General features: G+C 57.5%; 22 protein-coding genes. 11 read left to right on the top strand and 11 right to left on the bottom strand.

All coding sequences use genetic code 11. The features are described 5' to 3' along the window. The first annotated feature begins 18 nt into the window (after window positions 1-18). Window positions 19-801, top strand: coding sequence for a thiazole synthase (locus ACFQY0_RS00310; RefSeq protein ID WP_379707872.1), 783 nt, complete (start codon window positions 19-21; stop codon window positions 799-801). Here the strand turns inward: ACFQY0_RS00310 and ACFQY0_RS00305 are convergent. Next, window positions 795-2702, bottom strand: a complete 1908-nt coding sequence (locus ACFQY0_RS00305; protein WP_379707870.1) for an ABC transporter ATP-binding protein — start codon at window positions 2700-2702, stop codon at window positions 795-797. The genes ACFQY0_RS00310 and ACFQY0_RS00305 overlap by 7 nt on opposite strands. Before the next feature lie 138 nt (window positions 2703-2840). Here ACFQY0_RS00305 and ACFQY0_RS00300 point away from each other — a divergent pair, with 138 nt between their 5' ends. Then, a complete protein-coding gene (locus ACFQY0_RS00300; protein WP_379707867.1) occupies window positions 2841-3707 on the top strand; it encodes an FkbM family methyltransferase in 867 nt (288 codons plus the stop codon). Window positions 3708-3982: 275 nt separating this feature from the next. On the opposite strand, the gene ACFQY0_RS00295 is transcribed toward ACFQY0_RS00300, so the two are convergent. Continuing rightward, window positions 3983-4984 (bottom strand): CgeB family protein, encoded by a 1002-nt coding sequence (locus ACFQY0_RS00295; protein WP_379707865.1) that lies wholly within the window; start codon window positions 4982-4984, stop codon window positions 3983-3985. 64 nt (window positions 4985-5048) lie between these two features. On the opposite strand from ACFQY0_RS00295, the gene ACFQY0_RS00290 reads away from it, so the two are divergent. The 4 genes from ACFQY0_RS00290 to ACFQY0_RS00275 all read left to right on the top strand — a co-directional run bounded on the left by ACFQY0_RS00290 (window position 5049) and on the right by ACFQY0_RS00275 (window position 10206). After that, entirely contained in the window at window positions 5049-6638 is a 1590-nt protein-coding gene (locus ACFQY0_RS00290) for an MBOAT family O-acyltransferase (RefSeq protein WP_379707863.1), read from the top strand. Between the two features lie 29 nt (window positions 6639-6667). After that, a complete protein-coding gene (locus ACFQY0_RS00285) occupies window positions 6668-7891 on the top strand; it encodes a hypothetical protein (RefSeq protein ID WP_379707861.1) in 1224 nt (407 codons plus the stop codon). Window positions 7892-7914: 23 nt separating this feature from the next. Further along, on the top strand, window positions 7915-9174 hold the full coding sequence (locus tag ACFQY0_RS00280; RefSeq protein WP_379707859.1) for a hypothetical protein: 1260 nt from the start codon (window positions 7915-7917) through the stop codon (window positions 9172-9174). Between the two features lie 120 nt (window positions 9175-9294). Further along, window positions 9295-10206, top strand: a complete 912-nt coding sequence (locus tag ACFQY0_RS00275) for a glycosyltransferase family A protein (RefSeq protein WP_379707857.1) — start codon at window positions 9295-9297, stop codon at window positions 10204-10206. A gap of 51 nt (window positions 10207-10257) precedes the next feature. On the opposite strand, the gene ACFQY0_RS00270 is transcribed toward ACFQY0_RS00275, so the two are convergent. After that, entirely contained in the window at window positions 10258-11382 is a 1125-nt protein-coding gene (locus ACFQY0_RS00270; RefSeq protein WP_379707855.1) for a glycosyltransferase family 4 protein, read from the bottom strand. A 423-nt stretch (window positions 11383-11805) separates the two neighbouring features. Between ACFQY0_RS00270 and ACFQY0_RS00265 the strand changes: the two genes are divergently transcribed. The 3 genes from ACFQY0_RS00265 to ACFQY0_RS00255 are packed head-to-tail and all read left to right on the top strand — an operon-like array spanning window position 11806 to window position 15462. Continuing rightward, the gene (locus tag ACFQY0_RS00265; RefSeq protein ID WP_379707853.1) at window positions 11806-13005 is read left to right on the top strand and encodes a hypothetical protein; all 1200 of its coding nucleotides are present in this window, start codon (window positions 11806-11808) and stop codon (window positions 13003-13005) included. Window positions 13006-13014: 9 nt separating this feature from the next. Further along, on the top strand, window positions 13015-14544 hold the full coding sequence (locus ACFQY0_RS00260) for an MBOAT family O-acyltransferase (RefSeq protein ID WP_379707851.1): 1530 nt from the start codon (window positions 13015-13017) through the stop codon (window positions 14542-14544). Window positions 14545-14553: 9 nt separating this feature from the next. Next, complete coding sequence (locus tag ACFQY0_RS00255; RefSeq protein WP_379707849.1) at window positions 14554-15462, top strand: alpha-1,2-fucosyltransferase; 909 nt, start codon at window positions 14554-14556, stop codon at window positions 15460-15462. Window positions 15463-15598: 136 nt separating this feature from the next. Here ACFQY0_RS00255 and lexA read toward each other — a convergent pair whose 3' ends face one another. Further along, entirely contained in the window at window positions 15599-16216 is a 618-nt protein-coding gene (lexA, locus tag ACFQY0_RS00250) for a transcriptional repressor LexA (protein ID WP_379707847.1), read from the bottom strand. Window positions 16217-16380: 164 nt separating this feature from the next. Next, a complete protein-coding gene (locus ACFQY0_RS00245; protein ID WP_379707845.1) occupies window positions 16381-17400 on the bottom strand; it encodes an N-acetylmuramoyl-L-alanine amidase-like domain-containing protein in 1020 nt (339 codons plus the stop codon). Between the two features lie 120 nt (window positions 17401-17520). Between ACFQY0_RS00245 and ACFQY0_RS00240 the strand changes: the two genes are divergently transcribed. Together ACFQY0_RS00240 and ACFQY0_RS00235 are read left to right on the top strand one after the other, a co-directional pair. After that, window positions 17521-17940 carry a DUF5069 domain-containing protein gene (locus ACFQY0_RS00240; protein WP_379707843.1) on the top strand — a complete coding sequence of 140 codons (420 nt, stop codon included), beginning with the start codon at window positions 17521-17523 and terminating at the stop codon, window positions 17938-17940. A gap of 127 nt (window positions 17941-18067) precedes the next feature. Beyond that, window positions 18068-19702 (top strand): fumarate hydratase, encoded by a 1635-nt coding sequence (locus ACFQY0_RS00235; protein WP_379707841.1) that lies wholly within the window; start codon window positions 18068-18070, stop codon window positions 19700-19702. 101 nt (window positions 19703-19803) lie between these two features. Here ACFQY0_RS00235 and ACFQY0_RS00230 read toward each other — a convergent pair whose 3' ends face one another. The 6 genes from ACFQY0_RS00230 to ilvE all read right to left on the bottom strand — a co-directional run bounded on the left by ACFQY0_RS00230 (window position 19804) and on the right by ilvE (window position 26172). Continuing rightward, on the bottom strand, window positions 19804-20079 hold the full coding sequence (locus ACFQY0_RS00230; RefSeq protein ID WP_379707839.1) for a transposase: 276 nt from the start codon (window positions 20077-20079) through the stop codon (window positions 19804-19806). Window positions 20080-20302: 223 nt separating this feature from the next. Then, window positions 20303-20914, bottom strand: a complete 612-nt coding sequence (locus ACFQY0_RS00225) for a DUF502 domain-containing protein (RefSeq protein WP_379707837.1) — start codon at window positions 20912-20914, stop codon at window positions 20303-20305. Between the two features lie 126 nt (window positions 20915-21040). After that, window positions 21041-23587: an ATP-dependent Clp protease ATP-binding subunit gene (locus ACFQY0_RS00220; RefSeq protein ID WP_379707835.1), complete on the bottom strand. Its 2547-nt coding sequence runs from the start codon at window positions 23585-23587 to the stop codon at window positions 21041-21043. After that, window positions 23584-24711, bottom strand: a complete 1128-nt coding sequence (locus tag ACFQY0_RS00215) for a protein arginine kinase (protein WP_379707833.1) — start codon at window positions 24709-24711, stop codon at window positions 23584-23586. The genes ACFQY0_RS00220 and ACFQY0_RS00215 overlap by 4 nt, the downstream gene beginning before the upstream one ends. Before the next feature lie 4 nt (window positions 24712-24715). After that, a complete protein-coding gene (locus ACFQY0_RS00210; protein WP_379707829.1) occupies window positions 24716-25126 on the bottom strand; it encodes a UvrB/UvrC motif-containing protein in 411 nt (136 codons plus the stop codon). Window positions 25127-25302: 176 nt separating this feature from the next. Then, a complete protein-coding gene (ilvE, locus tag ACFQY0_RS00205) occupies window positions 25303-26172 on the bottom strand; it encodes a branched-chain-amino-acid transaminase (protein ID WP_379707827.1) in 870 nt (289 codons plus the stop codon). Between the last annotated feature and the right edge of the window lie 58 nt (window positions 26173-26230).

The raw sequence follows: 26230 nt of genomic DNA, 5'->3' as shown, positions 1-26230 counted from the left end.
CCCCTTTCACTCCCGCCCATGTCCGACCCGCTCGTCATCGCCGACCGTGAATTCTCATCCCGTCTCTTCGTGGGCACGGGGAAATTTCCGTCAAATGAGTCGATGCGTGATGCCCTTGATGCTTCCGGCAGCCAGATCGTCACCGTCGCCCTGCGCCGTGCCGACCTCTCGGGCAGCAAGGATCCCTACGCCAACATCCTGGAATTCATTGATCCGGAAAAGTTCCTGATTTTGCCGAATACCAGCGGCGCGATGAATGCCGAGGAAGCCGTCCGCCTCGCCCGACTCGCCGCCGCGGCCGGTCTCCCGAAATGGGTGAAGCTCGAGATCCATCCGGATCCCACCTACTTGCTCCCCGACCCGATCGAGACCCTCAAAGCTGCCGAGATTCTCGTCAAAGAAGGCTTCACAGTTTTGCCCTACATCAATGCCGACCCGGTACTCGCCAAGCGCCTTCAGGAAGTCGGCACCGCCACGGTCATGCCTCTCGGCGCGCCGATCGGCAGCAACCGCGGAGTCGTCACCCGTGATCAGATCCGCATCATCATCGAGCAGGCGACGGTTCCTGTGGTCGTCGACGCCGGTCTTGGAACCCCCAGCCATGCCGCTGAAGCGATGGAGCTCGGTGCCGACGCCGTTCTGATCAACACTGCCATCGCCATCGCCAGCGATCCGTCGAGGATGGCCATCGCCTTCAAGAAGGGCGTCGAAGCCGGACGCGAAGCCTATCTACTAGGTTTGCCCGAGGTCAACGAGACCGCATCCGCGACCAGCCCCCTAACAGGCTTCCTCCATCAGTGACGTTGCTTGTTCAGCAATGACTGGAACAGGGGGTGTGAGGCCTCCAGTTCCTCGAAGGTGCCGTCACCCACAATCCTGCCCCCATCGAAGACCAGCACTCGGTCCGCGATGCGGATGCTGCTGAAGCGGTGGGCGATGATCAAGGTGGTCCGCCCCTTGGCCAGGCCCGCAAGCTGCTCCTGAATCTCCGCCTCGCTGTTAGCATCCAGCGCACCGGTTGCCTCATCGAGAATCAAGACCGGCGCATCCTTGAGGAAGGCACGGGCAATCGAGATCCGCTGTCTCTGGCCGCCCGAGAGCTCGGCGCCGCGCTCACCCACCTGGGTGTCGTAGCCCTGCTCCTTCGCCTTCACGAAGTCGTCGGCGCTCGCCTGCTTTGCCGCATTGATAACCTCCTCGTCGCTCGCATCCAATCGTCCCAACCGGATATTCTCGGACACGGTTCCCGAAAGCAAAATCGCCTCCTGAGGCACCAGCGTGATGTGATTGCGAAGCTGCTTCACCCGCAGGTCCCGAAGGTCCACACCGTCCAGCGTCACACTTCCATCATTCGGATCGAAAAAGCGCGGGACCATGCTGGCAAAAGTCGTCTTACCCGCTCCAGACGGGCCCACCAGCGCCACGATCTGACCGGCAGGAATCTCCACTGAGACATCCTTCAGAGCTGCCGTCTTGTCGTAAAAGAAGCTCACATTGTCGAATTTCAGCGAGCCTTTGACCTCGGAAATTTCTACCGGATTTTCGGGATCCTTCACGCCTTCTTCGGCATGGAGTATCACCTCCAGTCGATCCAGGGATGCCTCACCCTGCTTGAGCCGGTTGTGCACCTCGCCCAGCTTTTTCGCCGGATCGTAGCACATGTAGAGTGCCACCACGACGGCGATGAAGCGCTCCAGCGAGAGCCCCTTGGTCGCTCCATATCCGAGAGCCACAGCGACGGCCGTGGCGGCGATGATCTCGATCAAGGGAGGGGTTGAAAAGCGGTACTTGATCACCTTGAGATGGAGCTTTGTCCAGCGCACCACGCCATCGAGGAATCGCCCGGCCATCAGGTCTTCCAGATTGAACGCACGGATCTCCTTGGTCGCATTCAAAGTCTCGGCGAGAATCCCCGAGTTGTCGCCCCCTTCGTGCTGCATCCTCGCCGCGCGATACATCAGCTTTTTCCCGATCATGCGAATCGGCAGAACCACCACCGGAATACTGATCAGGCAGATGATCAGGAAAGTCGTCTCCGAGTTCTCAATGCTGTCGTAAACAAGGTAGCCGAGCGCCGCCGCCAAGGTGAATGGCTGTTTGAGCAGGTCATTCGACACGCTGGTGATCATGGTTTGGAGCATCACCGTGTCATTGATCACCCGGCTGATCAGATCTCCCGTCTTACGACCACTGAAGAAACCCAGGGGAAGCTTCTGCAACTTCACAAAGACTGATTGCTGAATCTTCAACAGCACATGCAGCCCAGCCCCGGTGATGAAATAGACATTGAGAAAACCCGCCAACCCTCGAACAAGAGCCACCAGAGGAATCACCGAGCAGGCGGCGATCAGAATTGCCCGGGGTGCCGCTTCCTCACCCCAACGCTCGACGAAGTAGCCACGGATCGAATCCGGGGAGATCTTCCGTTTGATGCCGACCCGAATCTCCGCGAATTGGCCTTTGATGCCGCCTTCGGCGATGGCGGCATCGTCCTTTGCCTTCTCCACGGCCGCCGTTGCAGCCGCCATCTCCACCTGAGCGGGAGTTTTCTCTGACTCAAAAATGATCGGAAACACCGTCTTGATCATCAGGGGCATCCCAAAGCCACTGGCCAGGGCGTAGATGATACCAGCCGCGATTCCAGCCGCGAACATTCCACGAGCACCGCTCAATAGGGAAAAATAGGGCCAAAATTTCTTCATCGCTGAAGCGGCATCCTCCCCATCCCACCGACTATCCGCAAGCCTGATCCCCAACCTCATTTCATGCCGCGCAAAAGCCGCAAGATCCGTACTCCGCGCGCTTGCCAAGACTCCGGCATCCCCCCACTCTTCCCCTCCATGGTCTCAACGCCCGACGCGAAGAAAAACACCTGGCTGCTCGATCACGCCAAAGACGTCTACTCCCAATGCGGCGAAGACGGCATCATCGGCAAGGCCCTCGAAATGCTCCCCGAGCGGGACAACTGGTGCGTGGAATTCGGCGCTTGGGACGGCCGGCACATGAGCAACACCTGCCATTTGATCGAGGATCACGACTACAACGCCGTCTTCATCGAGGGAAATCCGGCCAAAGTCGAGGTGCTCAAAAAGAATTTCGGCCACAATCCCAAGGTTCACCCGATGTGCCGCTTCGTTGGCTGGGAAGGCGACCAGACACTCGACAAGATCCTCTCCGAGACCGCCATCCCGAAGAACTTCGACTTTCTCTCGATCGATATCGACGGCAACGACTGGCACGTCTGGAATGCGGTCGAAGAATACCGACCGAAGCTGGTCATCGTCGAATTCAACCCGACCATGTCGAACGAACTCGACTACGTCCAGCCGCCCGAATTTTCGACTCAGATTGGCTGCAGCCTCAAAGCTCTTGAGGTCTTGGGGAAAAAGAAAGGCTACGAACTGATCTGCGTCACGGCTTGGAACGGCATCTTTGTGGATGCCAAATACTACGATGCCTTTGGCATCGACGATAACCGCTGCGAAACGCTGCGACTCGAAACGGACAAGGTGACTCACATGTTTTCCGGTTACGACGGGCGCATTCGCATGACCGGCTATCAGAAGCTGCCCTGGATCAACATGCCGATCCTTGAGAAAGCGGTTCAGGTCATCCCGCGTTTCCTCCAGAACTACCCGGATCAAATGGGCCCCATCCGCCGCAACATGCTCGGCCTCTGCCGCGCGATCGCGAAGTGGCGGAAGTAGCGTTTGCGGCCTGACTAAACGGAGCGTCTTGCCTTTCGCCTCCATCGAGGTTCAATCGCGATTGCCTTTCGTCCCCATCGAGGCCATCGATGATCGCCGTGAAACAGTCGCGTCGCTTCAGCACCTCTGAGTCCGGCGTGGCTACTGGCCACGTCAGACCTTAAGGCGCCCACCGGATGGATGTGTCACGACACACCGCCACCTCGTCTCGCTTTCCTCCGTAGACTGAAGTCAACGGCTAACAGGAATCGACCCTGCGGGAACGAGAGGCACTGTTAGATGCCTTCCCTCGCTGAGTCCGCCAGCATTCTTTCGGCCCGGTGCTTGAACGTGTGCTCTGCCAGAACCCTCGCCCGGCCCGCTTCAGCCACGGCCGTCACTCGATCCGGATTCCCCACCAATTCACTGACAATGTCAGCCAAGGAATCCACGTCCTCAAAAACAAGGATCTCCTTTCCCGCCTCAAAGCAGCGCGGCAAATCGGCCACCGGAGGATAAAGCCCGACCCCACCACAGCAAGGCGCCTCAAAGGCGCGCAAGTTCATCCCGCGATCGGTATTCCCCGGCTGGAGCAAATTCAGGCAAGCCACATGCCCCGCATAAAGTTTCGCCAAACTCGCTGCGGAAATGCGTCGCCCACGCCACGGACGAAGCCAATCCCCGCAGCCTGGCCCGTAGACTTCCAGCGGCAGCCCCTTTTTCCGAATCTGCTCGAAGAAGGTCCGTCGATGCGGACTGCACTTCCCGGCAAAGACGATCGACTGCTTTCGCACCCCATTCCCAACCAGAGGATAGCGCTCAGGCGCCACCGCCAAGGCCAGATATTCAAAGACGACCTCCGCATCACGCCCGTAGAACGCCTCCAACGCTTCCACACACCCGCTATCAAAGTAGTAAACCCGGTCGAAACACGGCTCCAGGCGCTTCGGCGGAGCGTTCAGATTATCGCACAGCCATCCGACGACCTGAGCATTTGCCATTACCTCCGACCATGCTTCACACGCCGCCGAAGGCAGCCCTGCCTTGTTCTGGACAACGATCAGATCCGGTGAGAAGGCCTCGATCTCCCCTTTGATTCGCTCCAGCACCTTCGGGTTTTCGAGCTCCTTGAGGCCCTCGCGCTTCTGGATCCAGCGCTCATCGGCGGAATCCGCCTGAATGCTGAGCCCAAGCACCTCCGCACCGGCTTGCTGAAATCCTAACTGGAGATCCTCGAACCACGTCAGGATGCTTCGCCCTTTCCCAAGTACCACCACACGCGACTGACTCCTGCTCATCACTTCACCCGCAGTAAAGACAGCCCAGCCCACGGAAGCAACCCCTCTTGACCTCACTAGTTCTTTGGTACTGAATCACCTCGCCTTCTGGGACGACGAGATGATTTTCAATTCATACACCTATCTCCTGCTCTTTCTGCCTCTCGCGTTCCTCGGATTCTCGATAGCAGCCCGCTTCAAGCTTCGTGCGGGCTTCACCTGGCTCGTCCTTGCCAGCCTCATCTACTATGGCTGGTGGAATCCCGATCCTTCCCAGCCATGGCGCCCGTGGTATGTCCTGCTGATATTGGGGTCCTGTGTCGGCAACTTTCTTTCCGGAGAATTCATCTCCCGGCACCGTCAGACATCACGGGGCAAAACGATGCTGGTGACCGGCATCGTTCTCAACCTGCTGTTACTGGGCTACTTCAAATACACCGGTTTCGTCGCCGATATCCTTCAGCACTTCACCGGATGGCCAGGCACCGTTCCAAGTGTCGTCCTGGCCCTGGGTATCTCCTTCTTCACCTTCCAGCAGATCGCGTATCTCGTCGATGCGTGGCGAGGTGAAACCGAGGAATACCACTTCACCGATTACCTGCTCTTCGTTTCCTTCTGGCCGCAGCTCATCGCCGGACCGATCGTCCATCACAAGGAGATGCTGCCCCAATTCAAGCGTGAGTCCTGGCGGAATCACCGCTGGGTGGACGCCTCTGCAGGCCTCACCATCCTCCTGATCGGGCTCTTCAAGAAAGTCGTGATCGCTGACAACGCGGCCCCGATCGCCACGGCCATCTTCAACCTTTCCGCGGCGACCGACGGCAGGGATCCCACCATCGCCGAAGCCTGGGCCGGTGCGATCGCCTACTCCGTACAAATCTACTTCGACTTCTCGGGTTACACCGACATGGCGATCGGTTCGGCTCGACTCTTCGGCATCCGCCTTCCGCTGAACTTCCACTCGCCCTATAAGGCGACATCCATCATCGACTTCTGGCGTCGCTGGCACATCACGCTGTCCCGCTTTCTCCGCGACTACCTCTACATCCCGCTCGGCGGCAACCGGAAGGGCAAGTCCCGCCGCTACATCAACCTGCTCATCACCATGATTCTCGGCGGGTTCTGGCACGGCGCAGGGTTCACCTACCTCCTCTGGGGCCTGCTCCACGGACTCTACCTCTGTGCCAACAATGCCTGGGTCTTCTTCCGCAAAAAGCACAACATTTCCGCGCTGCCGAAACCTTTGGCCATCGTCCTCACCTTCATCTTTGTGGTCATTGCCTGGGTTCCATTCCGGGCCGGAATCTATGAACTGGGAAGCGGCGGCACGACGATGAAGGCGCTTGAGTCGACCCGCACCATGTATGCCTCGATGTTCGGATTCAATGGTTTCGACCTCTGGCCGGACCGCAGTGGATACGTCGTCAAGGATTCCCACGCCATGCGGGCGTCGCTTCTGATTCTCTTGTGCTGGTTCCTCCCCAATACCCAGCAGTTCATGCGTCGCTACCAACCGGCGATCGACCCGTCAAAATTCGAAGATTACCAGCTTGGCCCACGCCGCTGGTGGCAGTGGAGGCCCACGACCGGATGGTTCTTCTTCAATCTTCTGCTGATGCTTGTTACCATTCACCAATTCGACAAACTCAGCGAGTTCATCTACTTCCAGTTCTGAACGGGATCTGAACGGCTGGCCAAACTGTCATGAAGCTTTCTTCGAAATCCTTCCGAACGCACGCCATCGGGTTGGCGGGAACCTTCGCGGTGATTCTGCTGCTGTTCACCCTCGTCAACACCTGGATCAACCCGATCTGGGTCACCCCCGCCCCTTGGACGAACAATGACTTTGCCAAGGACCGCCAGATCTACCGCAATCTCCGGACGGCCAAAGCAGGTCTCGCCCGATCCGGAGATTGGGATGTTGCCTTGCTGGGCTCCTCAAGAGTCGCCATCGGCCTCGACCCCAGCATTCCCCAGTGGGGTGAGAATCAGGTCGTAAACCTTGGCATGAGTGGTGCCAGCATCAACGAAAACGCCGCCATGGCGGAATACGTGATCGAACATCAGCCGGATTTGAAGAGCCTTATTTTGGGCGTCGACCTCACCGATCTGACTTCGGAAACTGATCTCGCACGGAATGCCGGATTCTACGATTCACCGCTGAATAAACTGGGCGACCCCTTCGAACGCGAACTCCGGTACTACGTCGGATTTTCCACTGCGGAAGCCTCCTACAAAACGATGCAGGCCCGTCGAAACGGCTTCATACCTCCTTACACCACGAAAGGACATTGGGCTCACCACCGCGTGACCGAAACCATGCGCAATGTCCTGCAACGTGACTCGGTGCCTTTCGCGATCCGTTATGTTAGAAAGCGTCAGATCGAACTTGCCCTCAGTGACACCAAGGTGGCCTCGCTGCGCCGGGCGATCCGTGCCTGCCTTGAGAATGATGTCGAATTGGTGATCTTCATTCCTCCCAATCATGCCGTCTACCTCAGCGTCTTCCCCCTCTGCTCCGATCCCGATCCATTCTTCAGGCTCGATCGGCAGACGATCCTCGAGCTGGTTGAGACCGAGCAGGCAAAATTCCCGGACGCACCCAAGGTTGTGGTCTGGGACTTCAATGACTTCCATCCCCTGAACTGCGAGAAAGTTCCGACGGACTCGGAGACTCGGGCCAAATTCTGGATCGACGGGACTCACTCATTTGAAGCGCTGGGCAACGTGATTCTCTCGCGTATCTACGGCTGGGATCTTCAGGATCCCCTCGAGGCGAGCTATGGAGAGATCCTCGATCTTGAGACTCTCAGCGCTCGAGAAGCTCGGATCAAGGAAGGCTATGAAAACTATCGCAACGAGCACCCTGATGACTGGAACTTCCTTCTATCAGTGATGAAGGAATTCGATCCCAAGGACGAGGATTAGCCATCCCCTAGCCAGTAACGCCCATGCAGTCCTCTAACAGAAACGCCTACCGAAGGCACTCGTTGGCATTCCTGGGCGCAGTCGCTCTGATCTTCCTGCTCTCTTTCCTTCTCAACACGTTCATCAATCCCCTCTGGGTCACCCCCGCCCCCTGGTCGTCTTCTGATTTTGCCGACTACAAGCCAATCCACAAACAGCCGAGAACCGCCAAGGCTGGCCTGGCTCTGATGGGTCCCTGGGATGGCGCGATTGTCGGATCATCACGGGTCGATATCGCCATCAATCCTAGAGCGGATGAATGGAATGGCGCACGCATCGTGAACCTCGGGCTGCGCGGTGGCAATCTGTGCGAGTTCGCGCCGATGATCGAACTCGCTTCCGCCCACAACGATCTGAAGACCATCCTGCTCGGAATTGATCACTACGATCTCACCTCGAATGTCCTGATTCCCAACCCCAGCGCCTTCAACGAATCCCCACTGACGGAACCACCTTCCAAGATCGAGAGGACACTGCGCTACTACCTTGGCGGCTCTTCCACAACCTACTCAGTCAAGTCGATCAACTACCGGGCCAAGGGCAGACTGGCGTCCTATGATCGACTCGGACAATGGACCCAATCCCTCGATGGCCGTCCCTTCCTGAACATCTTCACCACGGACTCCGCACCTCAGGCGATTGGATGGGTTGAGCGGTCTTTCACCCGCAAGAACGTCATTCAGGAGAAACTCGACGCCCTTCGGTCCATCCTTTCGATCTGTCGGGAAAAGAACATCCGCCTGATCGTCATCATCCCCCCCAATCACGCCATGTATCAGTCGATCTTCTTTATCGGTGGAGCCGTCGATCCGACATTCCAGGAAAACAGGGAGCTCATCCTGAAGCTTATATCAGAATCGGACCGCGAGCATCCCGGCGCACAGCCGGTGGACGTCTGGGATTTCAATGATTTTCACCCCCTCAACTGCGCAAGCATCGGAGGAGATAGAAAAGCATTTTTGGACAACTGGCTTGATGGAACCCACGCGCGCCAATCCATCGGAGACATCATCCTCTCCCGTGTGTTCGATCAGGATACGCCCAACCCGGAAGCTCTTCCTTATGGACAAAAGCTCACCCAGGACACGCTCAGCCAGCGTGAGGAAGCAATCGAGGCCGGCTATCAGCGGTATCGTCGCGAACAACCCAACGATTGGGAGCTGAGCAAAAGCATCATGCTCGAACTCAAGAATAAGGAGAAATCGCATCCGACGGCAGACGGCGGGGAGACCGAAAAAAGGTGATCCTCTCCCTAACATCCTTGGAAGCCGCCATCACCCGGAAGAGCCCGCCTTCTCCATCACTCTCATCGAATTCCTCATGGAGATCATGCTTTCGATCACCCATGCGCCCATCCCTCAAGAATGAAGCTCACAACTGTCATCAACAACTTCAATTACGAGAGCTACCTCGTTGAGGCGATCGATAGCCTGCTGAAGCAAACCCGCCCACCCGACCAGATCATCGTGGTGGACGATGGATCCACGGATGATTCATTGAAGTTACTCCAGGAAAAGAAGATATCAGTTCCAGACCTCGTCATCATCGCTCAGCAAAATCAGGGACAACTTGCCGCGCTGAAGTCAGCCATCCAGATCATCGACGATGGAATCGTGACCTTTCTCGATGCGGATGACTTCTATTATCCGATGCACTGTCAGGAAATCGAAGCGGTGTTTGCCGACCATCCAGAAGTCGGCATCTGCTATAGTGATCATCAGGAGACATCAGGTCCCAGACGATACTCAAGCAAGTGGCCCGAGAAGCCCATCGGCCCCAATCCGTGCCTTGTCAGAATGTTTGGCTCACGCTTCGGGACCATCACCTCCGCCATCGCGATGAAGGTGGAGCTCGCCAAACACGTCACGAATCTCCCGGACAAGCTGATGGCAGACTGGAGAACCCGGGCTGACGACGTGCTGGTCTTCGGCGCATCGCTGGCAGGAGCGATTTCCTACTACCACGACAAGAAGTCGGTCGCCTACCGAATCCACGGCGCCAACCACTTTGCCGAGAGCCATCGAAAAGCTAATGCTGAACAGGACTATCGGGCTCGACGCGATCGACTTTTCCAAGCACTCGAATCGTCCAACGGACTCGATTCCGATTTTGCTCTGAACCATCTGATTTCCGAATCACGTTCAGCCCTCAACATCGCGGATGAGACGGTCCGACGCCGGTATATGAGCGCCATTTGGAGATCCGCTCTCCCGCCTCTAAGCAAAACCAGAGCCATCGCAAAACTTCTCTTCTCGGGCTTGGGCAAGCCCAAATGAAGGAGATCCGTCCGCCGGCATCCGACAGGGATCAGGTTCGAGACGAATGGATCAAAGCAAGTCTCCGAGGCCAGCACGTTCGAGGAGCTCGGGCACATAGGGATCCGGGTATCGTTTTTTGAAGACTTCGAACGACTGAGCACCCATTTCCGGCAGTTTTGATCTTGAGGACCACAGCCGTTCCAGAACGGCATCGAGCTCCGCATCCGAGCTATCGGAGGCAAGCAATCCGTTGACCCCATCTTCGACCCATAGCGGCATGTCTCCAACCTTCGTCGCCAGGATCGGTCGAGCCATTGCCGCGGCCTCCACAAGACTCACGGGCATCGAATCAATGGCCGTCAATTGCAGGAAAACATGAGCCTCGCCGAGCTCAGTCTGCGGAGCGACATTGCCGGGCAAATCCACTTTGGATTGGAGTCCGTATTCCTCGGCAAGCTCATTCAGGAGCTCCTTATCCGGACCATCTCCGCAAAGCCGCAGCGTCCAATGCCTGTCCTTCCACTTGGGAGAAGACAAGACACGCAGCAGATGATCCTGAGATTTCCGCTTCACATCCAGCCAAGCAAGCACGCACATGATCAAGGCTTCCCTCTCCCAGTCATTCGGAAAGGGTGAAGCGCTCTCCGGTGGATCAAATGTAATCGGATTACAAACCGGAACCTGCCGCGGGATCTCGATCCCATAGCTCGATTCCAGAACATCAAACAGCTTCTTCGAGTCTGATATATTGCGGTAGGCAGCTCCTGAAAATGCCTGCAATCGACGCTTCTTCATAAACTTCAGCTTCTTCCCGGTTTGATAGTTGTGGAAAATCAGCACGAACTTTCGCATCCGTTTCCAAAGTTTCACGAAGGGATCATGCACCACCTCGCTCCATCCGCCCTGACTTACAAAGCACAGATCCGCGCCTTCAAAATCGACGTTCTTCAGAAAGGAAGCCAACCGCCGCTTCCCTTTCCAATCCAACTTTCCCTCCGAAAACGGCATCAACTTCAATGAGCATCCCGCTTCCGACAATTCTTCGCGTCGCGCCTCATTCCCCTCTCGTCCGAACATCACGACCTCCACCCGATGTCCCCTGCGAGAAAGCCATCTCGCCATCTCGAACCACTGAACTTCGCTCCCGCCCCATGGCGTTCCGTTCATCAGGCTAATAAAAATGATCCGCTTCATTCACAAAATTTTGTCACGGATCTCATGCGGAGCGACGACCGATTCCAAGCACTAATTCGCCAGCAGAAAGCCGCAGGATCGCTGAATTCACTCCAGTTCAGAAGGTGCCCTCCGTCGCGGCTTGAGTCTTGGCGGAGGCAAATCCAGGCGTATGCTCGGCCAGCAGCTTCCGCTCGTCTCCGAGTTGGCATCCGGATCACGCAGATGTCGTCTTGGGAGCCTTCATAAAGTCTTGCGGTTCCCAAGTCGCTACGGGACAAACGTCGGATAGCCCATTGGCGCAGCCTCCAAAACTTCATCGGTAAATTGACTTCAGCCTTCCCATTTCCATCAGAATCCCATCGGACGGGACCAACAGAGACTCAGGCACCACGAGCGTCCACCCGCAGAGAATCCCGTCAGACAGATGTCTGATTAGAACCCATGACCAAGCGCTACATCAGAACGTTCTTTGCCATCGTGGTGGTAAGCCTGGTCGGCGCGGCCCTCATCAATCTCGTCGTCGACCCGTGGCGAGTCACTCCCGAACCCCTATCTTCCGACGCCTTCGAACCTTATCGGGATCTCGATTCGCAGATTCGCACCGGGAAATGCGGATTCATTCGTTCAGCACCATCGATTGGGGTTGCTCTAATCGGCTCATCACGGGTGACCAACAGCCTGGATCCCCGCAATCCGAACTGGGGACGCGAGGACGTTTACAATCTCGGCGGCAATGCCAGCTACATTTACGAAAATGAAGCGATCTTCCGCTACCTCCTTCAAAAGCAATCCCCCGAGCTCGTCATCATCGGCATCGACCCGGGAGATCTCAGCTCCACCTTCGACACCCGGATCATTTTCGATTTCAATGGTTCCCCCCTCGGACCCGATCAGGACAGAATCGACCGCGAGATCCGCTACCTCGTCGGCATCTCAACCCTTGAAGCCTCATTTGAAACGATCAAACGCCGCTTGACGGACGAAGTCCCCCAGTATGACGACCGTGGCCTCCGTCGTCACCGACCCAAGCGCCAGATCGATCAACGAGCTTTCCTTGCCGCGGCAATCATCGGGGAGTCGCAGTTTGAAGCTCCTCAAAGCGCGGGAGAGGACACCCCGATTCGTCCCGACAAGCTGAAGCGGCTCGGAGGCATCGTCGAAACCTGCCTGCAGCGCGGCATCCGCCTCGTCCTGCTCATCCATCCTCAACACGCGCTCTCCCACACCCGCTCCGGAGAGGAAGCGATGCTGCCTTTCGAACGCGAGCGTCGTGATATTACCTACCTGGTCGACAGGCTTAATCAGGAGAAGCCCGACGCGGTCCCGGCGGAAGTTTGGGACTTTGGCGATTACCACCCGATCAACTGCGAGCCGCTGCCCACGGAGAAAGGCGGAAGAATGCAGAACTGGGACGACTTCAATCACTACACGCTCGAAGTCGGCGACCTGATGCTCGCACGAATCATGGGCTGGCCCATCGAAATGGAGGGAGGCGAGGACTACGGCTTGCAGCTCGATCCGGCAAACTTCGATGCATGGCTGGAGCACGCGAAGGCCGGCAACCGGCGCTACATCGAAGGCGTCGGAAAGGCAGACATCGAGTGGGCCCAAGGCCTGAGCAACAAGGAGGGATCCGAATAAGCCGCGACCATGCTGTTCAACTCCTACATCTACCTGCTGCTGTTTCTTCCGATCGTCCTCATCGGTTTCCAACTGCTGCGCCGCGCACCCTTCCGGGCGAGCGTTTCATTTCTCGTGCTCGCCAGCCTCTTCTACTACGGATGGTGGGACTGGAAGAACCTTTGGATCATCGGCGCCTCCTGTGGCATCAACTTCTTTTTCGGCCGCTACATTGCGGGTCATCGTGCCACGAAGGCGGGCAAGGCAACGCTGATCACCGGGATCGTCGCCAACCTCGGCGTGCTCGCTTTCTACAAGTATGCCGGCCTGATCGCAAAAACGATCGAGTCCCTAACAGAAGCCGGACTCCCCGCTCCCACCATCATCCTGCCGCTCGGCATCTCCTTCTTCACCTTCCAGCAGGTGGCCTACCTCATTGATGCCTGGCGCGGTGAAACCGAGGAATACCACTTCAGCGATTACCTGCTCTTCGTCACCTTCTTCCCCCAGCTCATCGCCGGCCCGATCGTCCACCACAAGGAAATGCTGCCGCAGTTCCAGAAAGGTGCCGGTCGAGGGCTTCGGGCTACCGATCTCTCGATTGGAACGACGATTCTGATCATCGGTCTGTTCAAAAAGGTCGTGATCGCCGACTACCTCGCTCGGACGGCCACCCCGTTTTTCGATCTTGCTGCCAGTGGGGATCGGCACCTGACCATGGGTGAAGCCTGGGCCGCCACCCTTTCCTACACCCTGCAGATCTACTTCGACTTCTCCGGCTACTCGGACATGGCCATCGGCTCCGCCCGCCTCTTCGGAATCCGGCTCCCGATCAACTTCCACTCACCCTACAAGGCGACGTCGATCATCGACTTCTGGCGGCGCTGGCACATCACGCTCTCCCGCTTCCTACGCGATTACCTCTACTTCCCACTCGGAGGAAATCGCAAGGGTCCCGCACGCCGTTACCTCAACCTGATGACCACCATGCTGCTCGGCGGGCTCTGGCATGGTGCCGGCTGGACCTTCATTCTGTGGGGCGGACTCCACGGCTTCTATCTCTGCGTCAACCACGCTTGGCACTGGCTCGGCCGCAGGTTCCAGATACCATCGATCCCCAAACCGATCGCCATCTTCATGACCTTTTTTGCGGTGGCCATCGCGTGGATTCCCTTCCGCGCCGGAAACTACGAGGCGCTCGCGTCCGGTTCGATGGATGACGCCATGGGCGCGACCAAGGCGATCCTTTCCTCGATGTTTGGCCTCAACGGCACCGAATTCTGGTCGTCTGCCGGAATGGTCATCACGCCGAAGACCCGCGCTCTCCGACCGATCTTTCTTGGGCTCCTGCTGGTTTGGTTCCTCCCCAACACCCAGCAATTCATGCGCCGCTACTTCCCTGCTCTGGGAATGAAAGAACTTCCCGACGCCAAGCTCGGTCCTCGCCGCCGCTGGCAGTGGCGGCCTACCTATCTCTTCCTCGCCTTCGTCCTGATTCTGCTGTATGCCGTCGGACGTGATTTCGACAAACTCGGTGAGTTCATTTACTTCCAATTCTAACAATCCACGATGCCTGTAGTCGCTAGAATCTGGGGTGGCCTGGGAAACCAGATGTTCGCCTACGCCTTCGCCCGAGCGCTTGCCCTTCGAAATGGGGACGAACTGCTGCTCGACACTCGCTCGGGCTTCGTCGGCGATCCGTATGGCCGCGTCTATTGCCTCGACAAGTATCAGATCAGTTTCCCCGAAGCGACGGGCCTTGATTGTCGTCCGGACCAACTCGGCAGCATTGCCCGGCGCTTGAAAAAGATGAGAAACGGCAGCCGGGATCTGAAGGAGGCAACTTACGTGGAAGAACCGAAGAACCCAGCCTTCATGCCCGAAATCGCCGCGATGGACACGAGCTCGCGGAGGGTGCTCTTCAAGGGCTACTGGCAGAGCCCACGCTACTTTGAAGATTACGCTGATGAAATCCGTCGTGATTTCACCGTCGTCGCCTCGCTCGACGATCACACCCGGAAGATTCAAAAAGCCATGGCTGGCTGTGATGCCATCGGACTGCATGCCCGTCGGCTTCATCAGGTCCATGCAGGGCAGGAAGCTTCGGGCCCGAAGGCGGGCGTCAAACAGATCTCGGTCGACTACTACCGCACGGCTGTCGCGAAAATGACCGAAGGTCTGGCCAATCCCCACCTGTTCTGTTTTGGCGATGCCAAGGACTGGCTTCGCGAAAATCTCGACTTCGACCTTCCGATGACCATCGTCGAAGGTCGTGATGGAGATGAGTGGGCTTATCAGGACATTCACCTGATCAGCCAGTGCCAGCGCTTCGCCATTGCCAACAGTTCGTTCAGCTGGTGGGGAGCGTGGCTGAGCAAGGCACCCAACAAACAGATTTACTATCCTCTGCCGAAATCATGGTCATGGTTCTGGAACGACGACATCATTCCGGACGATTGGATGGCGATCGAATGCTGATCCTCCGATGTTGACGGCGATGAATTTGCACCGGCTTACCGGAGGAATGGTCCCGCGATGCAGGCCTCCAGCCAGGTCGCCCGCGCCATGAGCCCCGAGAACGATTTCGGTTTCTCGAGCAGCTCCCAGCTGCGCTTCACCCCCCGTGGTTCCGCAGCAGTCCGATCATCACGCCCTGGATGATCAATTCGCGCGCCGGAATCAAATCGGGATAGTCATCATTCTCGGCTCGCAGGTAGGCCTTTCGACCTTCCATCACGTAGCGTTTCAGAGTTGTCTCCCCGTCGATCAACGCCGCCACCACGTCCCCACGGCGCGGCTCGCGAAACTCAAGAATCACGGTATCTCCATCACAAATGTGGGCATTGATCATGGAATCTCCTCGAACCCGGAGCGCGAAAGTTCGCGCTGTCGGACGAATCCCGAGCGAGGCGATATCGATCGAGAGACAGCCTTCCTTATCGGGAGCCACGTCTTGTGCCATACCGGCGGCAATGTCGCCGTAGATCGGGATGTCGACGATTTCCTCGCGGTCGAGGTCTTCAGGAAAAATGACGGCGCGGGCCTTCCCCGGAAGGCGTTGGATGGCACCTTTTCGCTCGAGTGCTCTGAGGTGACTCATCGCTGCGGTTTGACTGGCGAAGCCAAATGACTCCTGGATCTCCCGAGTCGATGGCATGACTCCCCTCAATCGCTGGGATTCTTTGAGGTAATCGAGGATCTCCTGTTGCCGTTGGGTCAGTGGTTCATTCATGGCTTTTAGAACAGTGTTCGTCAGAACAAACCACGCAGGCAGTCCACCGGCAAGCGGATTTTTCGAAGCTGGATACTTCCAGGTCGCGGATCAGCTCGACAGCCCAAGCCTGCGGCTTGTTTCTCGAGTGCGCACCGCGCCCACTCACCGGCCCATGGGATCCATCAGCGTCCCACCACTCCACTCCTCCACATCCTCGATGGCGGAAGGTCCTTCGGACGGCAGACAGCGATTCCGGCGTGCTTCGATGAGCCGTTGAGATAGTCGGTAATCGGTCGGTCAATGATCGTCATTCTACCTTTATCGCGATCGGAAGTCGCATGGGTGAAGTAAGCGCGACCCTTGAGTTTCACAATCAGCCCGACATGGGACGTGTATCCATATTTCCAATTGCTGGTGATCGCGCAGACATCTCCATCCTGGAGGTAGTTCTCCACCGCCCTGACTTTCGACTTGGGGATGTGGTAAACAGGCAGCTTCGAGACCTGCTTTTCAATCTTCCCGATCTGAGGGACCAAGGAGGGATTGTTGCGAAGGTAGCGGTAACTCTTCCACTGCACCGTCATCTCACGGATCTCCCGCTGCAATCTAACAGCACCGGGCAATCTGGGGGTGATATTCTCGGCAATGCCCCGCTTCTGATTGTCGTAGAACACCTCTTCGAGGTGATGCATCCGGCTCAGGTAGCCACCCGTGCAGCGCCCCCCGCGATAGCGCTCCAGCTCAACCATGTGAAGCATGTCCTGGGGTTTGTAGGGAGCGGGCTTGTAGCGGAGCATCCGGGCAAATGCCAATGCGTTCTCATAGTACGTCCAGCAATCCATCCCATTGAAGTTCACCACCGGGTTCTCAATCCGATCGTCCACTTCGAGCGTGTAGTTGACGTAGGGTGTTCCGACCATCGCCCGCGCCGCCCGGATGGTTCTCTGACCCAGCGGCAGCTGACGCCAGTTCTCCCGCTCGGCTTTGGCGACCATCGCATGAAACTTGGACTCCCCCTTGAAAACAGTCGCAAGCGGAAGACGCAGAGGGCTCGGCGGCGTGACGGTGTGCATGCCGGATGTCGAAACAGGAACCCGCTTCAAGTCGCTGCTCCCATCGATCTCCGGCGCGGACCCCGACGAGCCACAACCCACCACCGCGACCGCCACGCAGCCCAACAACAAGCTTCTCCCGATTTTCATGGGTAACATTCTAGTCGATCCCCCTCCGATTGAAAGCCGCATTCCCCGCTTTGCCGGTCCTCCCTTCGGTCGTGGAATTTGACGTTGTCGTCTCGCCGAGGCATCTCCAAATTGATCCCGATGAGCACCCGCTACCCCTGCAGTCCCAAACAAGAAATCGAAGGCCTGATCTATTTCCCACGACTTTGTGACAAAATCCGTCTTCATGCCGAAGGAAAGCTCGGCGAAGACTACCATGCCAATCTCGGTGCCGGCATGGACCTCTGGATCTGCCAGTTTCTCGGGGTGGATTATGCCGAACTCAGCGAGATCGTTCTGGCCGGTGCCGACGACCACCAGGCCCTCGCCTGGGCCCGTGAAAACGGTGTTCAGAGGCCGGAGCATGAAGTTGCCTGGTGGAACGCTTACATGCGCACCCGTGGATTCCGCGACAACCTGTCCGAAAAACTTGCCAGTCGCATCGAAGAATCCGGCTTCGGCGAGCGCGATGACGTCGTGACTTTCATGGACTACATCGATGCCGATGAAGGCCGCCTTTAAACTCAGCCGACTCGGTGAGGCGTCGTCTTTTTCAGCATTCAAGATCCCACCATGCGAATCGGATCATCTTGTTGCCGTTTCCACTCATCGGCTGGACCAGCACGGCCAAGCCCCATAAACTTCCCCCATGCCAGAAAAGCCATTCCACTATCAGGATCCCTTCCCCCTCGCCTCGGATCCCACCGAATATGTCAAACTCAGCTCCGAGCACGTCTCCCTGAGCGAATTTGAAGGAAAGCCCATCCTGAAAGTCGATCCCGCTGGTCTCACGCTCCTCGCCAACGAGGCTTTCAAGGCCATCAACTTCACGCTTCGCACCTCACACATCAAGCAAGTCGCTGCAATTCTCGATGACCCCGATGCCACCGAAAACGACCGCATGGTCGCCCTGATGCTGCTGAAGAATGCCGAGATTGCCGCTCATGGCATTCTCCCCAACTGCCAGGATACCGGCACTGCGATTGTGATGGGCAAGAAGGGCCAGCAGGTCTGGACCGATGGCAACGACGCCGAGCACATCGCGCGCGGCGTTCACAAAACCTACACCGAGGAAAACCTGCGTTACTCCCAAGTCGCCCCGCTTACCCTTTACGACGAGGTCAACACCCGTACCAACCTCCCCGCCCAGATCGAGCTCTATGCCGAACCTGGCGACGCCTACAAATTCCTCTTCATCAGCAAAGGTGGCGGCTCCGCCAACAAGACCTTCCTCTATCAGGAAACCAAAGCCCTGATCAATCCGGAGAGCCTGGTGAAATTCTGCGCCGAGAAACTCCGCACCCTCGGCACCTCCGCCTGCCCCCCCTACCACCTCGCGCTGGTGATTGGTGGAACCTCCGCCGAGGCCTGCCTCAAAACCGTCAAAATGGCATCGACACGCTACTACGACGAACTTCCGACGGAAGGCAACGAGCACGGCCAGGCATTCCGCGATCTTGAGTTTGAAAAGAAGCTCCTTGAGGTCGCCCGCAGCACCGGAATTGGAGCACAGTTCGGGGGCAAGTATTTTGCCCTCGATGCGCGGGTGATTCGCCTCCCCCGCCACGGAGCATCCTGCCCGGTCGGATTGGCCGTTTCATGCTCGGCCGACCGTCAGGCAAAGGCCAAGATCACCAAGGACGGCATCTTTCTTGAGAAGCTCGAGTCCCAGCCCGGTCAGTACATCCCGGAAAAATTCCGCGACTGGAAATTCAAAGGAGTTGAGATCGATCTGGATCAGGGAATGGAAGCCACACTCGCGACACTTTCAAAATATCCCGTCACCACCGCACTCGCTCTAACAGGCACGATCATCGTCGCACGCGATGCCGCCCACGCGAAACTCAAGGAACGACTCGAGGAAACCGGCGACCTGCCCGACTACTTCAAGAAGTATCCCGTTTACTACGCCGGACCCGCCAAGACGCCAGCGGGCTACGCTTCGGGATCCTTCGGGCCCACGACCGCAGGGCGCATGGACGGCTATGTCGATCTCTTTCAAGCCGCCGGCGGCTCGATGGTCATGTTGGCCAAAGGCAACCGCTCCCAGCAAGTCACCGATGCCTGCAAGAAGCACGGTGGCTTTTATCTTGGATCTGCCGGCGGTCCTGCTGCCTTGCTTGCCAAAGAGCATATCAAGTCTCAGGAAGTCGTGGAATTCCCGGAACTCGGGATGGAAGCCGTCTGGAAGATCAGCGTTGAAAACTTTCCCGCCTTCATCCTCATTGATAACAAAGGCAACGACTTCTTCACCAACATCAGCCCTTGCCCGGTGCATGGGTGACCCCATGCCTTTAGAGCGGATTGTTCCCGAGGTGACGCAGTGATGTAATCCACCAAATCCTGCAACTGCGACTGACCCACCGAAAGCGCCCCGTATCCCGATTACCACTCGAACGTCGACGGCATTCCTTCCCGCTCCTTCAACCACACGGAGCTGGTCTGCTTCACCTTCTTGACCAAATCAGCCACCGTGGTAGTTCGCCCCAGTTCAATGGCCAGGTGGACGTGATCTGCCACGCCACCCACGCGGTAGACTTCGCATCCGAGGTCACGACCAACGGCCGCAAGGTAAGCAAACAATTTCGATCTCACCGAGTCCGTTAGCAAGGAACGTCGATCTTTGGTTGAGAAAGATTGGGCCAAGGCCAGACTTACCACCCACCGACATTCTCATCTCGCCTCATCTCGCCTCATCTCGCCTCATCTCGCCTCATCTCGCCTCATCTGCCTCATCTGCCTCATCTGCCTCATCTGCCTCTCACTGCCTCTCACTGCTCACTGCTCACTGCTCACTGCTCACTGCTCACTGCTCACTCGGCACTGCTCGGCACTTCTCACTCGGCACTTCCCACTCGGCACTTCGCGACCGCCACCGCCAGCCCTACGCCTTTCTCTCCACCTGCTCGTCTGCGGCCATCGGCGAGACGAGGCCTGCGGAGATGATGAGTTTGCTTGCCTCTTCCAAACTCATGTCACACTTGGTGACCTTCTCGTCGTCCACGATCACCACAAAACCCGTCAAGGGGTTCGGCGAAGTCGGCATGAATACCGCCGTCACGTTCTTCGACGTCTGGGCATCAAAATAGTTCGCCGTCACGAAGCCTAACAATCGACAACCCGGACTCGGATACTCGATATAAGCGACGCCCTTGAATTTCCGCTCACCACCAAGGCCCTTCAAGGCGTCGACCAACTGCCGGATGGAAGAGTAGACAAAACCAAGGATCGGGAGACGATCGATCCGCCGCTCGACCCATGCCAGAGCACGACGACCAGGCCGGTTGGTCACGGCAAAGCCCACCCCAAACACGATCAACACCGGCAGCAGCGCCTGAATCAGGTTCGCGCCAGGAAACTCGAAGGCCCACGCTTCCGGTGAGGTCGACTTTACTCCTCGCAGCGAATTGAGAATCCGGAAGAGTCCGTCGATGATGTTGTCGCCGGCATTCCGCAGAATGCGGTAGAGAATCACCAGCAGCCAGACGGTCAGCATCACCGGCAACGCCGACACAACCCCAGCCAAGAGCGTGCTAAACGCTCTCTTCAACTGGGGATGTCCGCCTGATTGCGGTGACTCGTTCGAATTCCCGTCCATCGGCGTATATCAAGCCTCAGTCCCTTAGACCTTGGCTTCGTCGGCCTCGGCCTCATCGGTCTCCGGCTTGCTTTCGATCAATTCGAAGACCAGTTCTTCCTTACCTTCCGGGCAAACAACCTTCGCCGAATCTCCATTCTTCACATCGCCTCGGAGCAGAGCTTCAGCGAGGGGATCTTCGAGGTAGCGTTCGACCGCACGACGCATCGGCCGCGCGCCGTAGTTCGGATCGTAGCCCTTGTTGACGAGCAAGTCGCGAGCACTGGCTTCAAGTTCAAGCGTGATTTCCTTCTCACGAAGGCGCTTGAGAAGCTTGTCGATCTCAAGGTCCACGATCTGATCGAGGTCCTTTTTCTCCAGCATGTGGAAGACCACCAACTCATCAAGCCGGTTCAGGAACTCCGGTTTGTAGTAGCGCTTCGATTCCTCGAGAATCTTCTCCTTCATGCCCTCGAAGTCCGACTCGTCGGCATTCATCGCACCGAAACCGAGCGCCGTCTGACGCTTGATGGTCGAGGCTCCGACGTTCGAAGTCATGATGATGATCGTATTGCGGAAGTCGATCTTGCGGCCGAGCGAATCGGTCACCATTCCCTCTTCAAGAATCTGAAGCAGGAGGTTCATGACATCCGGATGGGCTTTCTCGATTTCATCGAAAAGCACGACCGAGTACGGACGACGCCGCACGGCTTCCGAGAGTTGTCCTCCTTCTTCGTGACCGACATAACCCGGAGGCGAACCGATCAATCGACTGGAAGTGAACTTCTCCATGTATTCCGACATGTCGATCTGGATCAGAGCTTCCGGGTCGCCGAACATGAACTCCGCGAGATTCCGCGCGAGATAGGTTTTACCCACACCCGTAGGTCCGAGGAAAAGGAAGGAACCGATCGGGCGACGCGGGTCCTTGAGGTCGGCACGGGAGCGACGCAACGCTTTGGAAATGGCGGTCACGGCTTCGTTCTGACCGATCACGGCCGACTGAAGCTCGGACTCCATCTTCAGAAGCTTCGCCGCTTCCTTCTGCTCCATCCGCTGAAGCGGCACGCCCGTCCACTTCGAGACGACGCCCATGATCTCGTCTTCACCGACATCCACCACCGTCTCTTCCGAATTGGAGCGCCATTCGTTAAGCGTGTCCTCCAGTTCTTTCTTGGCGTTCTTTTCCTGGTCGCGAAGCGCCGCGGCCTTTTCAAAATCCTGTTCACCAATCGCGGCAATCTTGTCGTGATTGATCGTCTCGATATTCGCCTCAAGCTCCTTGATCGAAGGCGGACGGGTCATCTGTCCGATGCGCGCGCGGGCACCCGCTTCATCAAGCACGTCGATCGCCTTGTCGGGGAGATAGCGACCGGTGAGATAGCGCGAGGTCAGGCGCACGGATGCTTCGATCGCCTCCGGCGAAAACTTCGCCTTGTGGTGGCTCTCATACTTGCCCTGCAGGCCTTTCAAAATCTCGATTGCATCATCGATCGACGGCTCCTCAACCTTCACCTGCTGGAATCGACGCTCGAGCGCGGCGTCCTTCTCGATGTATTTCCGGTACTCGTTGAGGGTCGTTGCACCCACTACCTGGAGTTCCGAACGGGACAGGGCGGGCTTGATGATGTTAGACGCATCCATCGCGCCTTCGGCCGAACCGGCACCCACGATGGTGTGAAGTTCGTCGATGAAGAGGATCACATTCTTGACCTTCTTGATTTCATCCATCACCGCCTTGATCCGCTCTTCGAACTGACCGCGGTACTTGGTGCCTGCGACCATCAACGCGAGGTCGAGGGTGATCACCTTCTTCTCACGCAGAAGCTCCGGCACATTGCCACTGGCAATTTCCTGGGCGAGCCCTTCGACGATCGCGGTCTTACCCACGCCCGCCTCACCGATCAGCACCGGGTTGTTCTTGGTCCGGCGGCAGAGGATCTGAATCACGCGTTCGATTTCCGACTCACGTCCGATCACCGGATCAAGCCCCTCCTCTTTCGCGAGTTTTGTTAGATCGCGACCGAAGGCACGCAAAGCGGGAGTCTTGGTCTTGCCTTCCGACTCAGCACCCGATTCCGGGCCCTGTCCTTCGTCCTCGAAGACACCCAAATCATCGTCGTCATCATCATCGTCATCGTCGTCGTCCGGACTAAAGTTCGGATCGATCTCGGCGAGAATCTCATTACGGGTGCGCTGGATATCGACTTCCATCCGTCGCAGCACGCGGGCCGCCACTCCCTCACCTTCGCGCAGCAGGCCGAGTAGGATGTGTTCGGTGCCGACATAGCTGTGATTGAGGGCTTTGGCCTCTTTGTTTGCCAGCGCCAGGACCTTCTTGACCCGGGGGGTGTAGGGAATGCTTCCGGAAACTTTCTGACCGGTGCCGGTGCCGACTTCCTTTTCCACTTCCATTCGCACGGTCTCAAGATCCAGCCCCATTCTCTCAAGCACGTTCACCGCAACGCCTTGCCCGAGCTTGATCAGGCCGAGCAGCAAATGCTCGGTGCCGACGTAGCTATGGTTAAAGCGATCCGCTTCCTTGCGTGCAAGGGCGAGAACCTGTTGAGCTCTTGGGGTGAAATTATTCATGCGATTCCGAGGTCGGGGGAGGAGTCATTGTCTCCTCCTGTTTTGTTAATAGAACGAATATCAGGGGCTTCGAGTGATTGCAACCGGGAGCGGACAATTTCCGCCCGAATCGTGTCGCGTTCTTCAGGAGCAAGCTTGCGTCCGCTGTGCATTTGCAGGTGCGCCGGCTGAATCTCCATCAGAAGCTCGTCGCACAATCGCACGGTGTCATCGGAAAAGATTCCCAAATCTCCGCCGAGACGCAGCAACGACAAGTGATTCAGCGCCTCCTTCGAGTCGATGATCCACGCATTGCGTAGAACACCGTAGGCGCGACCGATCTTGTCGCAGACCATGTCCGGATCATCTTCGACAAGCTTGCCGCGCGCATTGCGCTCATGGAGGGCGACCTGGGAGATCACCCTCTCCAAACGTCGCAAGATGGTCTCTTCACTCTCACCGAGCGTTGATTGGTTAGAAATCTGGAACAGGTTCCCGAGCGACTCGGTGCCCTCGCCAAAAATACCGCGCACTGCGAGGCCGATCTTGTTCACCGCCTGCAGCACCTGGCCGATCTGATCGCTGAGGACCAGAGCCGGAAGATGAAGCATCGCCGAGGCGCGCATCCCGGTGCCGAGATTGGTGGGACAGGTGGTCAAATAGCCAAGATCAGGATCGAAGGCATACTCGAGCTTTTCGGCGAGCTGATCGTCGACTTCTGCGAGCGCCTCGTAGGCCGCCGACAATTCAAGTCCCGGGCGGATCGACTGCATTCGCAGATGGTCCTCCTCATTGATCATGATGGCGACCGACTGACGCCGCTCGATCACCGCCGCACTTCCCTCGCCGCGTGCCGCATGTTCGCGGCTGATGAGATGGCGCTCGACCATCACCTGCTTCTGCACGGAGCTCAGTGAGTCGAGTTCGTGCGAAAAGGGATCCTTCATGCAAGAGAGCGCCTCGACCGCCGGACGCATCTGCTCCAGGGCCTCGGCACGTTGATACTTTTTCGCCCATCCCGGGAAAGGAATGCCGGCGATATTCCGTGCCAATCGAATTCTCGAGGTGAGGACAATCGCATTGTCGGCCCCCTCGCCCGTCATCCAGTCGGCGGGGTGCTTGATCAGAGTGGTGAATCGCATCATGGCCTCAGTCGGTTTGCGCTACTTTTTCTTCCAACTGACGGATCTCATCGCGCAAGCCTGCCGCCTCTTCGTAGTTCTCGGTGATCACCGCCTGTTCGAGCTTCACGCGCAGTTCCTCGAGTCGCTGATTGCGCTGATGCATTTCCATCAATCCATCCGGCACTTTCCCGCAGTGGGTCGGTCCCTTGTGCATCCCGCGGATCATCTGATTCACCTCTTCACGGAAAGTGACGTAGCAAACCCCGCAGCCGAAACGACGCACCTTTTTGAGATCCGCCATGGTGAATCCGCATTGCGGACAGCTCCGCGATGAAGCGCCGGACGGTGACGGAGCCAAGCTCGCCACCGCACCGCTGGAGCTGCTGGACCCGCCCAGCAGCATGTCCGCCAGCGCGAAGCCGGTCGGATCCGTCACGCCCTTTGTTTGGGCGCATTCATTGCACAGGGCTACTTTCTTCACTTTCCCACCCACTAACTGGGTGAGGTGAACCTTCGCCGGTTTGCCGCAGTTGTCGCACTCCATTACCTGAAGACAACCTAAGAGCCTTCCCCCGGATTGCGAAACGAAAACCTTTCGGAATCGAGAAATTCTCAGTCAATCGAGGCTCCCGTGCTCTCCGCAAGCTCGCGGAACGCCGAAATGAAGCGCTGAGTGACCTCGCCCGGCTTGCCATCGCCGATTTCGCGGCGGTCGAGGCTCTTCACCGGAATCACTTCCGCAGCCGTTCCCGTCAGGAAACATTCATCGGCCGTGAAAATATCGTAGCGATTCATGGTCCGTTCCACGACCGGTACCTCGAGCTGATCCGCCAGCTCGAGGATGACACGACGGGTAATCCCATCGAGCGCTCCATCGGAAACCAGAGGCGTGATCAATTTCCCATCCTTGATGAGGAAAATATTGTCGCCGGTGCACTCGGCCACGTTGCCCTGTTCATTGAGCATCACACCTTCCAGAGCACCCGCCTGGATGGCCTCCACCTTAGCCATCACGTTGTTGAGGTAGTTGAGCGACTTCACCTGCGGCATCAGCGCGGCCGGGGCCGGGCGACGCGTCGCACAGGTGATCAGCGTCAGACCATTGTCGTAATGCTCCTGCGGGTAGAGTTTGATCGTCGAGGCAATGATGAACATGCTCGGCTTTTCGCAGAGATACGGGCTCAGTCCGAGCCCCCCGGATCCACGCGTGATCACGAGACGGATGTAGCCATCGTCCAGGCCATTCGCACGCACCGTGTCGATCGTGTACTGGCAGACTTCTTCCTTCGTCCATGGAAGGTTCAGAACGATCGCCTTCGCGGAATCGAACAAACGCTCAATGTGTTCTTCGAGACGGAAGATCCGCCGATTATAAAAGCGAATCCCTTCAAAGACACCATCGCCATAGAGGATGCCGTGATCAAACACCGAGAGCTTTGCTTCGGACTCCTCTACCAATTTTCCGTCGAGCCAGATTTTCATGAAATGTGGTGGCGGAGCGTAGTGAGCCGATGCCCGCTGGCAAGCGTCCCTTTCCACC

Source organism: Haloferula chungangensis (assembly GCF_042664875.1).
Classification (GTDB): Bacteria; Verrucomicrobiota; Verrucomicrobiia; order Verrucomicrobiales; family Akkermansiaceae; genus Haloferula; species Haloferula chungangensis.
This window is presented reverse-complemented; position numbering and strand designations above follow the sequence as displayed.